At 55.6% G+C, this 13,786-nt stretch carries 13 protein-coding genes and 1 tRNA gene; 7 read left to right on the top strand and 7 right to left on the bottom strand.

Going from position 1 to position 13,786, the window contains the following annotated elements:
• Nucleotides 1-21: 21 nt before the first annotated feature.
• From ACWHYZ_RS01995 to ACWHYZ_RS01985, 3 genes are all read right to left on the bottom strand, one after another.
• A complete protein-coding gene (locus ACWHYZ_RS01995) occupies nt 22-1,047 on the bottom strand; it encodes a tetratricopeptide repeat protein (RefSeq protein WP_447985627.1) in 1,026 nt (341 codons plus the stop codon).
• Between the two features lie 157 nt (nt 1,048-1,204).
• Nucleotides 1,205-1,522, bottom strand: coding sequence for a hypothetical protein (locus ACWHYZ_RS01990; RefSeq protein ID WP_447985626.1), 318 nt, complete (start codon nt 1,520-1,522; stop codon nt 1,205-1,207).
• A 131-nt stretch (nt 1,523-1,653) separates the two neighbouring features.
• Nucleotides 1,654-1,728: transfer RNA gene (locus ACWHYZ_RS01985), tRNA-Val, on the bottom strand.
• 115 nt (nt 1,729-1,843) lie between these two features.
• Here ACWHYZ_RS01985 and trmFO point away from each other — a divergent pair.
• The 6 genes from trmFO (at nt 1,844) to ACWHYZ_RS01955 (ending at nt 7,789) form a co-directional block, all read left to right on the top strand.
• Nucleotides 1,844-3,160: a methylenetetrahydrofolate--tRNA-(uracil(54)-C(5))-methyltransferase (FADH(2)-oxidizing) TrmFO gene (gene trmFO / locus ACWHYZ_RS01980; protein ID WP_447985625.1), complete on the top strand. Its 1,317-nt coding sequence runs from the start codon at nt 1,844-1,846 to the stop codon at nt 3,158-3,160.
• Complete coding sequence (xerC, locus tag ACWHYZ_RS01975) at nt 3,133-4,089, top strand: tyrosine recombinase XerC (protein WP_447985624.1); 957 nt, start codon at nt 3,133-3,135, stop codon at nt 4,087-4,089. The genes trmFO and xerC overlap by 28 nt, the downstream gene beginning before the upstream one ends.
• Nucleotides 4,086-4,625 (top strand): ATP-dependent protease subunit HslV, encoded by a 540-nt coding sequence (gene hslV / locus ACWHYZ_RS01970; RefSeq protein ID WP_447985623.1) that lies wholly within the window; start codon nt 4,086-4,088, stop codon nt 4,623-4,625. Before xerC ends, hslV begins: the two co-directional genes overlap by 4 nt.
• Before the next feature lie 20 nt (nt 4,626-4,645).
• Nucleotides 4,646-6,049 (top strand): ATP-dependent protease ATPase subunit HslU, encoded by a 1,404-nt coding sequence (hslU, locus tag ACWHYZ_RS01965; protein WP_447985622.1) that lies wholly within the window; start codon nt 4,646-4,648, stop codon nt 6,047-6,049.
• A 91-nt stretch (nt 6,050-6,140) separates the two neighbouring features.
• Nucleotides 6,141-7,034, top strand: coding sequence for an acetylglutamate kinase (gene argB / locus ACWHYZ_RS01960; RefSeq protein ID WP_447985621.1), 894 nt, complete (start codon nt 6,141-6,143; stop codon nt 7,032-7,034).
• Nucleotides 7,035-7,096: 62 nt separating this feature from the next.
• On the top strand, nt 7,097-7,789 hold the full coding sequence (locus ACWHYZ_RS01955) for a hypothetical protein (protein ID WP_447985620.1): 693 nt from the start codon (nt 7,097-7,099) through the stop codon (nt 7,787-7,789).
• A gap of 16 nt (nt 7,790-7,805) precedes the next feature.
• Here the strand turns inward: ACWHYZ_RS01955 and ACWHYZ_RS01950 are convergent, their stop codons facing one another.
• Nucleotides 7,806-8,339 (bottom strand): gamma carbonic anhydrase family protein, encoded by a 534-nt coding sequence (locus tag ACWHYZ_RS01950; protein ID WP_447985619.1) that lies wholly within the window; start codon nt 8,337-8,339, stop codon nt 7,806-7,808.
• A 92-nt stretch (nt 8,340-8,431) separates the two neighbouring features.
• On the opposite strand from ACWHYZ_RS01950, the gene rimO reads away from it, so the two are divergent.
• Nucleotides 8,432-9,859 (top strand): 30S ribosomal protein S12 methylthiotransferase RimO, encoded by a 1,428-nt coding sequence (rimO, locus tag ACWHYZ_RS01945; RefSeq protein ID WP_447985618.1) that lies wholly within the window; start codon nt 8,432-8,434, stop codon nt 9,857-9,859.
• 80 nt (nt 9,860-9,939) lie between these two features.
• Here rimO and ACWHYZ_RS01940 read toward each other — a convergent pair whose 3' ends face one another.
• The 3 genes from ACWHYZ_RS01940 to ACWHYZ_RS01930 all read right to left on the bottom strand — a co-directional run bounded on the left by ACWHYZ_RS01940 (nt 9,940) and on the right by ACWHYZ_RS01930 (nt 13,692).
• Entirely contained in the window at nt 9,940-11,478 is a 1,539-nt protein-coding gene (locus ACWHYZ_RS01940; protein ID WP_447985617.1) for a DegQ family serine endoprotease, read from the bottom strand.
• 101 nt (nt 11,479-11,579) lie between these two features.
• Nucleotides 11,580-12,983: a heavy metal sensor histidine kinase gene (locus ACWHYZ_RS01935; RefSeq protein WP_447985616.1), complete on the bottom strand. Its 1,404-nt coding sequence runs from the start codon at nt 12,981-12,983 to the stop codon at nt 11,580-11,582.
• Nucleotides 12,984-13,020: 37 nt separating this feature from the next.
• The gene (locus ACWHYZ_RS01930; RefSeq protein WP_447985615.1) at nt 13,021-13,692 is read right to left on the bottom strand and encodes a response regulator transcription factor; all 672 of its coding nucleotides are present in this window, start codon (nt 13,690-13,692) and stop codon (nt 13,021-13,023) included.
• Nucleotides 13,693-13,786 lie beyond the last annotated feature (94 nt).

Genomic DNA, 13,786 nt, shown 5'->3' with positions numbered 1-13,786 from the left:
GGAGCGTGCCTATGCCCTCGCCTACCGGCGTAGCGCCTTGATCCGCTCCTGAACCTGTGCAATCCGCTCGGCTTCCTCCGGGATTCCTTCGACAAGCGCTAAGTACGTCTCATATTCTCCAATGGCCCGCCTTGCATTGGTCTCTTCATAGCTTTCGGCAAGATTATACCGAGCGAGCGGATAGTTCGGCCTGAGCAGAACCGCTTTCTCCAACACCTTGATGGCCTTGTCGCGTTGTTTCAGTTTCATATAGACAGTCCCGAGATTATTGAGCACCTCAGGCGTGTTCGGACGTATCGCCAGCGACTGCTCCATTTCTTCACGCGCTTGATTGACCTGACCTTCGCCCTCCAAGGCCAATCCCAAGCGATGATGCGCTTCCGCCGTCCACACTTTGTCCGTAAATCCCAGCGTCAACGCCTTGCGATACGCGTCAGCAGCTTTGCCGTAATCTCGTGAGCCGCAATAGCCGAGTTGGGCCGTCTGACCTCGAGCAAACTGCTGAAGCGACGGAAAAGGTTCCTTTGCATCTTTCTTCTTCTCGATAGGCATAGAACCGCCCTTGGCCTGCCCGCCTCCAAGGCGAGCAATGAACTCGGGGTAAGGCGCGAGCAAGCCGACATAGGGGTCGATCGAAACAGACACCATGACCAATGCCTGACGCGAGCCTTCTTCGGATATCACGTATTGGGTCGTACTTTTTTCATCCCCAGTCAAATACAGCGTTCCGCTGTTCAAGTTTTCATGATCCGGGAGACTCGCACCTGAAAGATAAAATTCCGTGTCGGGCTTCAACTGGGAGATGGTGTGACGGAGAACCGGATACGGCTTTAGGCTTAAGCCATTGCGAAAAATGAACACTGCGCCGATTAACAGGTCGTCTTCGTCGAAAAAATAGGATTCTTCTGCTCCAACAGCGCTTTCCGAGACAAGGACTTGGATCTCCTCACCGCTTCCCCATGGGGTGCGCTTGATGCTGGGACCAGGATGTATCCGGAGGAAAGAATCTTTTTGATCGCACGGACGGGCCGTGGTCAGTAGTGTCAAATCGCTGGCGGATGGGGGAAGAGGATTCCGAGGTGACTCAGCGCAGGCGGAGAGTAGCATGGCTGAGCAGAAACACAAAGCCCCGATCCAGAGGGAGCGGGGCTTTTCAGCATTACAGACAGCGGAGTCAGAGGTCGTATGAAAAGGCAACCCCGGCTTATTGGAGTCCGTAGGATCGATTTGGGCGCTGGGCATGGAGAGCCGCATCTTCAGGTGTAAATCCAAATAGAGCCGGTGAACCCGAGGCCAGCGAGTAGAGCGGACGGTTGACGCCGTAATCGAGTGCGACTCCAATCGGATTCAACAAAAAACCGAGCCATCGGAGCGGATTATCATCAACGGGCGAATTGGCGACGGGATCGGTGTACAGGTAATTGAGGCTGTCCAGCGGCCATGCCGTGCCAGCTTGATAGGACTGCGACGCCGACTGAGTACCCGCGCATCCGCCGGCCAATACAGCAGCTAGCACCATCATTCCAAGCAAAAGCCTCGATTCGCGCATCATTCACCTCTCTGTGGCCTCTGATGTATGGAGTAAGTCTATCCCCTGTCAAATTTTTTGTCCAATGAACGTTGGGGTAGACCAAGAGAGGTGAAAGAGAACGATGGTGGGCGATACTGGTATCGAACCAGTGGCCTCTTCCGTGTGAGGGAAGCGCTCTCCCACTGAGCTAATCGCCCACGGAGTGCGAGTCTAGCATAGCTATTTTGGATGCGTCAAACCACGCGATTCCCATCCCTCATTACCTTGACTTCCTTTTCGGCTCATCCTTAAAATGCCCACGGGATTCAGCACATGCGTGATGATGTCGTTATAATCGGGGGAGGATTGGCAGGGTCGGAAGCCGCCTGGCAGGCGGCTTCGCGAGGAGCCCGTGTTACCCTGTACGAGATGCGTCCTAAAGAGCCGACGCCGGTCCATAAGACAGGGCTTCTGGCTGAGCTTGTCTGTTCAAATTCCCTAGGATCGGGGGACATCTTAAGCGCGCCGGGCATTCTAAAGGAAGAAATGCGGCGCCTGAACTCGCTGATTATCCGTGTCGCAGACGAAGTACGTGTCCCGGCAGGATCAGCCGTTGCGGTGGACCGGGACCAGTTCTCCCAACGCATTACCCGCACCTTGCAAGAGCATCCGAATGTTCGCATTCTGCATGAAGAAATCAAAGACATCCCAACGGATTGCGTCTGTGTTATCGCGACGGGACCATTGACATCCGACAACCTCGCCGGCTCGATTCGCACGCTCACGCATGAAAAAGGTCTGTATTTTTATGATGCCATTTCACCGATTATCGATGCCGACTCCATCGATATGGACCGGGTGTTTCGAGCGTCACGCTACGAGAAAGGCACGGCCGATTATTTGAATTGCCCCATGGATCAAGCAACCTACGATCTCTTTTACGATGCCTTGATGAAAGCCGACAAAGTTCAACCAAAAGAATTCGAGAAGGTTCCCTATTTCGAGGGATGCATTCCAATCGAAATCATGGCGGAGCGCGGGCGACAGACCCTGGTATTCGGCCCTCTGAAGCCGGTCGGTCTGGAAGATCCCAAGACCCGCATTCGCCCGCACGCCGTCGTCCAACTTCGTGCGGAGAATCATCATGGCTCCTCCTATAACATGGTCGGATTCCAGACGAAGCTGACGTATCCTGAACAGCGCCGGGTCCTTCGGATGATACCCGGTTTAGAGAAGGCGGAATTTCTAAGATACGGCAGCCTTCATCGCAATACGTTTATCAATTCCCCTCGGCTTCTCAGAGAGACCCTGCAGTTAAAGGCGCGAGGAACCACTTTTTTCGCAGGACAACTGGTTGGCGTGGAAGGCTACACGGAATCGGCTGCCATGGGAGGCCTGGCCGGGATCAACGCGATGCGAGGCCTGGCGGAACTCCCGTTGCTGACACCTCCATCGACGAGCGCACATGGAAGTTTGATCAATTATCTCACGACTTGCGACCCGAATCACTTCCAACCGATGAACACGAATTACGGAATCTTCCCTCCCCTTCCACAACGTGTCCGCGACAAAGAGGAGAAGCGGCGATTGATCGGCCAGCGTGCCGTGAAAGATTTTGAAGAATGGAAGATGCGATCCGGGCTTTCGTGACGTTTCTAGAGGTCGAACGAGGAGCGTCACGCGAGACCATTCGCGCCTATCACTCGGACCTGATCCAATTCGTCGCGTTTGCCAAGGCTGTGCGCACCTCGCAGGCTGAACCGTTGACCCCTCAGACGGTCGACTCGCTTTTTATCCGCGGCTATCTCGCTAAACTGGATCGAGACAAGGAGAAGAAGTCCACGCTTGCCAGAAAATTGGCGACGCTTCGCAGCTTCTACCGCTTCCTCTTGCGGGAAGGACGGGTCGTAGCCAATCCTGCAGCCGACGTGCATACGCCGAAGCTTCCGCAGCACCTGCCTCGCATCCTGACAAAAGACGATGCGAATGCCTTGATGGAATTTCCAGACGGAGATCGGATCTGCAATCTGCGAGATCGCGCCATTTTAGAGATGTTGTATTCAACCGGCACGCGAGTCAGTGAACTGGTCGGGATGAATTGGGAAGATATTGATCTGTGCGAAGGCATCGTGCGAGTCAAGGGCAAAGGTCGAAAAGAGCGTCTGGTTCCCGTTGGAGCGGTGGCGGTGGAGGCGCTCAAGGAATATCAAGCCGCCTCCCATACTCTCGCGGCGGGTCATGCGGCCTCAGAGGAGACAAGCGCGGTTTTTCGCAATTCACGGGGCGGGCGCCTCACGGCTCGAAGTGTCGAGCGGTTGGTGGCCGCGTACTCCAGCCGTCTGGCTGCGGGACGAATCAGCCCCCATGGACTGCGGCACTCCTTTGCCACGCATCTGCTGGATGAAGGGGCCGACCTGAGAGCTATTCAGGAATTGTTGGGCCATGCCTCGCTCGACACGACACAAAAATATACGCACCTTGCCATGGATCAATTGTTAAAAGTCTACGACCAGACGCATCCCCGCGCAAGAGAAGCCTCGGTGAAAAAACGTCCGACACACGGAGCATCTTCGACATGATACGAATTCGTTCGACCACGATCCTATGTGTGAGGCGAGACGGCGCCGTCTCCATGGGATCCGATGGGCAAGTGACCGTCGGCACAACGGTGATGAAGAGCAATGCCAAAAAGCTGCGGCGACTCCATAAGGATCAGGTTTTGGCCGGCTTCGCAGGCGCCACGGCCGATGCCTTTACTCTATTTGAAAAATTCGAAGCCAAGCTGGAGGAATATCGGGGCAACCTGACACGAGCGTCGGTCGAACTCGCAAAGGATTGGCGGACCGACCGCGTCCTCCGACGACTTGAAGCGCTATTGGCTGTCGCGGATAAGGACCATGCGTTCGTCATCTCCGGCACCGGAGACGTCGTCGAACCGGAGGACAATGCGCTCGCCATCGGCTCCGGGGGCCCTTACGCCCTTTCGGCCGCGCGCGCGCTCTTGAAACATTCCAACCTCAACGCGCACACCATCGTAGAGGAGTCGATGAAAATCGCCGGGGAGATCGACATTTACACAAATCAACAGCTTATAATTGAAGACTTGAAGCCGTGACAATGGATCACATGCCTATTATGGAACACGCACGACACATCGAGCAGTCGACGACGGATCTCTACAAACTGACTCCGCGGCAGATTGTCGAAGAACTGGACCGTTACGTCATCGGACAACGAGACGCAAAACGTATGGTGGCTATCGCCCTCCGCAATCGGTGGCGACGGCAACAACTGTCCCCCGAACTACGCGACGAGGTCATTCCGAAAAATATCATCATGATCGGCCCGACCGGTGTCGGGAAAACCGAGATCGCGCGGCGACTCGCCAAGCTGGCGCAAGCGCCGTTCATCAAAGTGGAAGCCTCTAAGTTCACCGAGGTGGGATACGTCGGACGCGATGTAGAGTCGATTATTCGAGATCTGACCGAACTGTCGGTCGGAATGGTCAAGGCCGCTCATATGGAAACCGTGCAAAAGAAGGCCGAAGAACTGGCTGAGGAGCGCGTGCTCGATCTCTTGCTGCCGCCGGTGAGCGCGAAACCTACTATGGGATTTGATCATTCGCAGGAGACATCCGAGGTGCCTACTGAGGCGAACGATACGACCCGTTCGAAGCTGCGCCTGCAACTTCGAGACGGAAAACTGGACCACCGCTCTGTCGAGTTAGAGGTCAAGGAGCGCGGCGGTCTGCCGATCGGAGTCATTTCGAATGCCGGCGGCATGGAAGAATTGGAAAGCGGCATCCGGGACATGTTGGGAGGGCTCTTGCCGGGCAAGAAAAAGAAACGGACCATGAAGGTTCCGGACGCGCTGAAACATTTGGCTCAGGAAGAAGCGCAAAAACTGATCGATATGGATGAGGTCATCCGCGAAGCTATTGCGAAGGTAGAAGACGCCGGGATTGTCTTTCTCGATGAAATCGATAAGATTGCGGGGCGAGAGAAAAGCGCCGGACCGGACGTCTCGCGGGAAGGCGTTCAGCGAGATCTGTTACCGATAGTCGAAGGATCCACCGTCAATACGAAACACGGCCCCGTGCGGACAGATCACATCCTCTTTATCGCTGCGGGAGCCTTCCATGTGGCGAAGCCCTCGGATCTCATTCCTGAATTGCAGGGGCGCTTTCCCATCCGCGTCGAATTGGAACCTCTGACTAAAGATGATTTCGTGAGAATCCTGACCGAGCCGCGCGGCGCCCTGGTCAAACAATACTACGCCCTACTGCAGACGGAAGGGCTTAGTTTAGAATTCACCCGAGAAGGGTTGGAAGAGATTGCCGCGACGGCCGTTCAGGTCAACGACCGCACGGAGAATATCGGCGCGCGTCGCTTATTCACCATCATGGAACGGCTCTTGGAACAGGTTCTGTTCGAAGGGCCTGAGCTCGCGGAGAAGAACATCCGGGTCGATGACGAATATGTCAAAGACCGCCTGAAGCATATCGTCAAAGATGAAGATCTCAGCCGGTTTATCTTGTAAGTACCATCAGCCACCAGCACTGAGGGGTCGGCTCTCGAAATGAAGTTGAGAGCTGAAAGCTAAGAGCTCAAGGCTCAGGAGCGAAACAGTAATGAACAGACTCATCAAGAAAGCGAATGTCCTCGTCGAGGCACTCCCGTACATCCGTACGTTTGCCGGCAAAACCGTCGTCATTAAGTACGGCGGGAAAGCGATGACGGACGATTCCCTCAAGGAGAAGTTTGCCTTGGATGTGGTCCTATTGAAATACGTCGGTCTCAATCCGGTCATTGTACACGGCGGAGGGCCGCAGATCGATCAGATGTTGGACCGGCTGGGCATCGAAGCCAAATTCCGTCAGGGCGTGCGGATCACCGACCGCTCCACAATGGATATTGTCGAAATGGTGTTGGGAGGGAAGATCAACAAGGAAATCGTCGCGCTGTTGAATCAGCATGGAGCGAAAGCCATCGGGTTGACGGGGAAAGACGGCAATCTCATTTTCGCGAAAGCGCTGACCGCAAAATCCTGGGCGGCAAGCCTCTGTACCGACCCTGACGGGGATCCCGACGAAGACTTCGGATTGGTCGGTGAAGTGCAGAACGTGAATCCAAATGTGCTGACAAGGTTGCAGCAAGAAAACTTTATTCCGGTGATTGCCCCGATCGGAACCGATCGGGACGGCAATACCTACAACATTAATGCGGATCTCGTGGCTGGAGCGGTTGCGGCGGCCCTCAAGGCGGAAAAGCTTTTGGTGCTGACTGATGTGAAGGGGATTCGCAATGCCAACGGCCGCCACGTCTCCACGCTGACGCGAAAAGATATGCAGCGCATGGTCAAGAAGGGAACGATCAGTGCAGGAATGCTGCCGAAAGTCCATTCGTGCCTCATGGCGCTGGACGGCGGAGTTCGCAAGGCCCATATCATCGACGGGCGTATGCCTCACGCGATTCTGCTCGAAGTATTTACCGACAAGGGCATTGGGACGGAAATTTTGTCGTAGCCTGTCCGCCATCCAGGCCGCTCACCGTACGTCGAAATTACCCACGCCTACCAGCTCCATCGATGAAACGCCTCCAAACCAAGACCGCCCGGCTCATCACTCAAGCGTTTGAGCGCTTAGACTACGAGAAGCTGGGCGCAATCTATTGTGACGAAGGGGGCAAGGCGTTTTGGAGCGACCGACGCGAACCGTGCCGGACACTGGGCATCGCACTCGCAGAAGTCCTACTCAATCGACTGAAGCCGGGTGGACGCAGTCTCTATGTGGGAGCCGGTGTGGCGGAAATTCCCATGCTCTTCATGGAGACATTAGACGTCGAAAGACATGTGGATGCATTTAATCTGCGAGCCGATGAGACACGGGTGTTGAATCAAGCCTGGAAGGGACTGCCGCTGCGAATCTCGGCGAGTGATGCCAGTTCAGCGCGTGGGACCTATGATCATCTGTGGATCGTGAGTGTTCTCAATGATCCCGAGCAGTATCCCAACGTGTCGGCTTTGAGCTACGGTCGAGCGAATCCCGTCACGTTTAATCCTATGATTTTCCAGGAAGAACGTACACAAATTTTGGCGCTTACCGACGTGTGCCTGAACAGACTAGCCCTACCGGCCCTTGTGTCGACCTCAGTGGAGGAGATTCCTTGGATTACAGATTGGTGCGAACGCAACAAGATTCGATATGTGGTCGAAGAGGAGGATTATCCGACCGCGATTGTGGAAGATCCCGTTTGTCTCATTACACTTCAAAAATCATAAGGGGCAAGATAACAAGCTAGAAGCCCACCCGAGCTTTTTGTGGACCGGAGAGATATTGCTTGGCATAGCCCACATAATTTTGTGCGGATTCTTTAATCCAAGCCAGCTCTTTGTCGGTGACCGCTCGTTTTACTTTAGCCGGCGCGCCAAGAATAAGATGCTTGGGCGGCACGATCGTCTGCTCCGTCACGAGTGCACCGGCTCCGACGACACAATCTTCCCCGATCACTGCTCCATCCATGATAATCGCGCCCATGCCGATTAAGACGCGATCTCTAATGGTGCAGCCATGCAGCACGACGCGATGGCCGATCGTCACATCGTCGCCTAACACCGTTGGATAGGTGCCGTGGGAGACATGAATCACACAGAGGTCCTGGATGTTCGTGCGACTCCCAATGCGGATGAAATGAACATCGCCGCGAATGACGGTGTTGAACCATATGCTCGATTCCTCGCCGATCACGACGTCGCCGATGACGGCAGCGGTCTCTTCGATAAAGGCGCTTTCGGCAATCTTCGGCCGCACGCCCTGGTAAGTACGAATCATTGCATCACTCTAAAATACTACTGAGACTGAAGCAAGCCTTCTTCAAGGGCTCAAGTTGACAGGCATTTCAACCGTCTCGTACACTGACCACCATGCCGCGTAAGTCTCTCAACATGGTGTCCAATGTACCTACCACGACGATCGGCTTCGTCAACCTCGGCTGCACCAAGAACCAGGTTGATGCGGAAGTCATGTTGGGCGCGCTTGCGGCAAAAGGCTTTGCGCTCACCACCGAACCGGAGCACGCACAGGTCGTCATCATCAATACGTGCGGATTCATAGAAGAAGCGAAACAGGAATCGATCGATACGATCATCGAATATGGCGCGCTCAAGAAATCCGGCGCATGCAAGGTATTGATCGCGTCGGGATGCCTGGCGCAACGCTACCAAGGAGAGTTACTCAAGGAACTGCCTGAATTGGATGGCGTGGTTGGAACCGGCGAGATCGGGCGGATTGCCGACATCACGCAGACGCTGCTGAAACCTGGCCGACAGAAGCAACGCCTCTGGATGGCCCCCCCGCCCTATCTCTACGATGAGTGGACGCCGCGGCTTCGGATCGGAAAAGTACACTCGGCCTATGTCAAAATCGCCGAAGGATGTAACCGGAACTGCGCCTTTTGCGCCATTCCCCTGATGCGGGGTAAACAGCGAAGCCGTCCTGTGGAGTCCATTGTCGAAGAAGCCAGACGCCTGGCTGCCGAGGGCGTCAAGGAGATTAACCTTATTTCGCAAGACACGGTCAATTACGGGGTCGATCTGGGACTACGCCGAGGCCTCACCACGTTGTTAAGCGAACTCGTGAATGTGCAGGGGCTTCGATGGATTCGCCCCTTCTATCTTTATCCACAACAAGTGGATGACGCGCTCATTGATTTATACGCCGGCCAGGACAAGATCGCGAAATACATCGACATGCCGCTCCAGCACATCAACGATACGATGCTGAAAGCCATGCACCGACTCGGCAATAAACGGTACATCACGAACCTGGTCAGTCGCCTCCGCCGGCGCATTCCCGGTCTCACGTTTCGGACTGCATTCATCGTCGGCTTTCCCGGTGAAACCGACGCCCAGTTCCGTGAACTCAAACAATATCTCACCGAGATGGAATTCGATCGGGTCGGTGCATTTGTCTATTCCGATGAAGACGACACGCCGGCCGTGGGGCTATCCGGTAAACTGGACCGAACGCTGGCGGAAGACCGTCGAGCGGAACTGCTCGAACTTCAAGAGACCATTTCCCTTAAAAAAGGTCAACAGAAGATCGGGAGCACATTGGAAGTGTTGGTGGAAGGACCGTCAGAAGAAACGGATCTCTTGATCGCCGCTCGTCATGAAGGACAGGCGCCGGAGATCGACGGCCTCGTCTATATTAACGATATCGAAGGCAGCGCAGAGAACAACAGTCTGATACAGATACGCCGGGACGCGGCTATCCCCCGTCCCGGCGATCTTGTGAAGGTCCAGATTACAGAGGCCGCCGCTTATGACCTAGTGGGGCACATCGTAAGATAACCAAACTCCTCGAGGCCACCGCCCAGGCCCTGCTTCTGCGACAGTAATACCGCCGTCCTGCAAACCTCCCCCTGTACACGTTACACCTTCACCGTCAGAAATAAGGACGCGCCGCGCCGGTTGATCAGCAAGAGGGCCGGCTGATCTTTCTTCAGCCCGGACGCGATCTTTTCATAGTCCTTGACGGACTTGATTTCCTGCCGATTGATTTCCTGGATCACATCACCTTCCCGCAACCCGGAATCGCTCGCAGGACTCTCCGGGTCGATATTGGTGACCACGACCCCTTTCGCCTTATCGCTGAGACCAAGCTCACGAGCGGTCCTTTTGTCGATCGCTTGGACTTCGATCCCAGCGAGCGCCACACTCTCATCCTCACTCGTGTCGGTCTTCGCCATTTTGATCGTGTCAGGCTGTTCCCCGATCTTCAGAGCCAGCTCCTTCTCATGGCCGTCCCGCAGCACTTTCACGGTGGCCTTCGTGCCGACCGGCGTCCGGGTCACCATGCGTTGCAACGCGGCCGGATCATCCACCCGCTCACCCTGATACTCCACGATCACATCGCCCTGTTTAATGCCCGCCTCATCGGCCGGGCCGTCCGCCGTCACATCGCTGATCAGTGCGCCGGTCGCATGCTTCAACCCGAAGGACTTCGCCAGATCGGCGCTGAGATCCTGGATCGCGACCCCCATATACCCGCGAACGACTTTGCCGGTCTTCATCAAACTCTCGAATACCGGTTTCGCCATGCTGGTCGGCACGGCGAAGCCGACGCCCTGGTAGCCTCCGGACTGCGAAAAGATCGCGGTGTTGATCCCGATCAATTCGCCTTTCGTATTGACCAGCGCACCGCCTGAATTACCTGGATTGATCGCGGCATCGGTCTGGATGAAGTCTTCATACTGGGTGATGCCCATCCGGCCTCGGCCAAGCGCGCTGACAATGCCGAGCGTCACGGTGGAGTTCAAGCCGAACGGGTTCCCCACGGCCAAGACATACTCCCCGACTTGCAGCTTTGACGAATCGCCCCACGGGACGAATGGGAGACCCTTTGCGTCAATTTTGACCACGGCCAAATCGGTCTTCGGGTCGGCGCCGACGATCGTGCCGGTAAACTCTCTCTTGTCTGGCAGCGTCACTTGAACTTCTTTCGCTCCATCCACCACGTGGTTGTTGGTGATGATATAACCGTCATCTGAAATAATCACGCCCGACCCCATTCCTCCCCGATGTGGACCTCGTTCAAAGGGGTCGCGATCCTGACCATGCCGCTTCGGGCCGAACTGGCGTGGAAAATCGAATCCAAAGAACTCCTCCATCTGATCCATTGGATTCCGACCTTCACGTCCCTTGTGTTCGCGTGGCTGCCGAACCAGGGTTTTGGCCGGCGTAATATTGACGACCGCCGGCCGAACCGCTTTCGCAATTTCTGGAAAGCCGGGCGCCATTTCGGTGCCGGACGGCGTCACCTGACTCACCGGAGCAGCCACCGCACCCATCGGGGCGCCGGTGAAGTGGCCGGCCATGAATCCGATCGATCCAAACAGAAAGAGGCCGGCCATGAGCCCCCAAGCCCGCTTTCCTCGGCGGCGGTTAATTGACTCTTGCGTATCGTGCATACCCTCCTCCTTTTTGAACTGAAGATAGAATTGACCCGCGTTTCGTGAGGCAATCCTAACAATCGAAGCTAAAAGGAAGATTAATGCCGGATTAGTTTTTCTTAATCCGACGAGGCCATGAGAGGCAGGACGACAGTAAAGGTGGACCCCTTGCCCAGTTCACTGTGAACTTCAATCGTGCCGTGATGGGCATCGACAATCCATTGACAAATGGCGAGTCCCAAGCCGGTACCTTTTTTCGTATGCGCCCGAGCCGCATCGGTGCGATAAAAGCGATCGAAGATGTGCGCTTGCTCTTCGCGTGCGACGCCGATGCCTTCATCCGATACGGACAGACGTGCCATACCGTCCTGCGTGAGCAAGCTCATTTCTACCCGACCGCCCGGTGGAGAGTATTTAATCGCGTTGTCCAACAGGTTCAGCACCAATTCGCCCAGACGCATGTCATCGCCCGCCACCGTCGCGGGCTCGATCAATCCGGTGACGATCTGCACGCCCTGCTCGTATCCCAACACTTCGGCTTGCCGCTTCAGATCGTCAAAGAGGTGATCCAGCCGCACCGGTCTGGACTCCATCTTTATTTCGCCGAGATCAGCCCGGGACAAGAAGAGTAATTCATCCACGATGCGGCTCATGCGATCGATTTCCTCAAGACTGCTTTCCAGCACAACACGGTAATCATCCGCCGAGCGTGGACGGCGCAAGGCTAATTCCGTTTCACCCTTGAGTACCGTCAATGGCGTGCGCAGTTCGTGAGAGGCATCGCTCGTAAACTGGCGCACCTGTTGAAAGGAGGCCTCGAGGCGGTCAATCATGGCGTTGAACGTGGCCGCTAAACGGCCGATTTCGTCTTGCGCGGTGGGTACGGTTAACCGCTGAGTGAGGTCGCCTCCGGCGATCCGTTCCGCCGCCTGCGTGATAGCTTCGACGGGGCGAAGCGCTCGACCGGCCAAAAACCAGCCGCCTCCTAGCGACGCCAGCAGTGCGAGCGGCATGGTGATCAAGAGGATGATCAAGAGGCGATGGAGGGTCTCCTCCAGAGCCTGCAAAGATGTCCCAACCCGCACGATATTAACGAGCGATCCCCCGTGCATCACGGGAACTGAAATGAGTCGAATGGGCGGCTCACCGCTGAATCGGACGGACTCGAAGGTCGTCTGACCGGTTAAAGCGGCCTGCAGCGCGGTCCGACTGAGGGGAATGTCGCGGCTCTGAATATTCGGAGATTGAATGGTGATCTGTCCGGTCGGTCCGAAAATTTGAAAGAACTTATCAAGGGTCGCCAATTCAGGGAAATCTTGGGACAAATCTTCGTACAGCAGAAAGGGCCCAAATCGATGTTCTTCGAGCGACCGCTCGGCGACCGCCGCCGTCTCTTCCAGTGAGCGGTCGACATGCTCCTTCAACGCTTTCGCCAAGGCCCCGTAGAGAATCACGCCACATACGACCAAGACACTGGCCAGCGCCGTGCCATACCACAGAGTGAGGCGAACGCGAAGCGACATGTCCTCAGTCCCGTTTGACGACGTCTCGAATGTTCATTTATTCGGCCTTCAAGACGTATCCACTGCCTCTGATCGTATGGATCAGCTTACGCTCCCGTCCGCGGTCGACCTTATTCCGAAGGTAATTCACATAGACGTCGATGACGTTCGTAAACGTGTCGAAATCCAGATTCCACACGTGTTCGGCAATCATCGGTCGAGTCAGCACACGCCCCGGATTCCGCATAAAATATTCCAGCAGCGCATACTCCTTGCTCGTCAGCTCAATGCGCTGCCCGCCGCGCGTGACCTCCCGCGTTGCCGGGTTTAATATGAGGTCTTCAATCTCAAGCAGCCCGATCCCTTCACCCAGACCACGCCGCAAGAGCGCCCGGACACGAGCCAACAGTTCCTCAATAGCAAAGGGCTTCGTAAGATAGTCATCTGCCCCGGCATCCAGCCCTTTCACGCGTTGATGGAGTTGGGCACGTGCCGTCAGGATAAGCACCGGGGTCTTGACCTTTTCCTTCCGGAGCGTCTCCAACACCTGCAATCCTGACATGCCGGGGAGCATCACATCCAGAACAATGAGGTCGTAACTGTTGTCTCTAGCCAAATCAAGACCGGTCGGCCCATCTGCACACAGATCTACGGCATAGCTTTCTTCCTCCAGGGCCCGCCGGATAAACGATCCGACCTTTGTTTCGTCTTCCACCACGAGAATGCGCATAGTCAAATGGTAAGCAATAATCTACGAGAATACTAGCGAGCCAGAGATGGACTAGAGACAGCCAGATACTTCTTCAGTGGATCAAAAGGCCAAG

This window comes from Nitrospira sp. Nam74 (genome assembly GCF_965152615.1).
The sequence above is the reverse complement of the archived record's forward strand: the minus strand, read 5'-3'. Positions and strand labels throughout refer to the sequence as shown.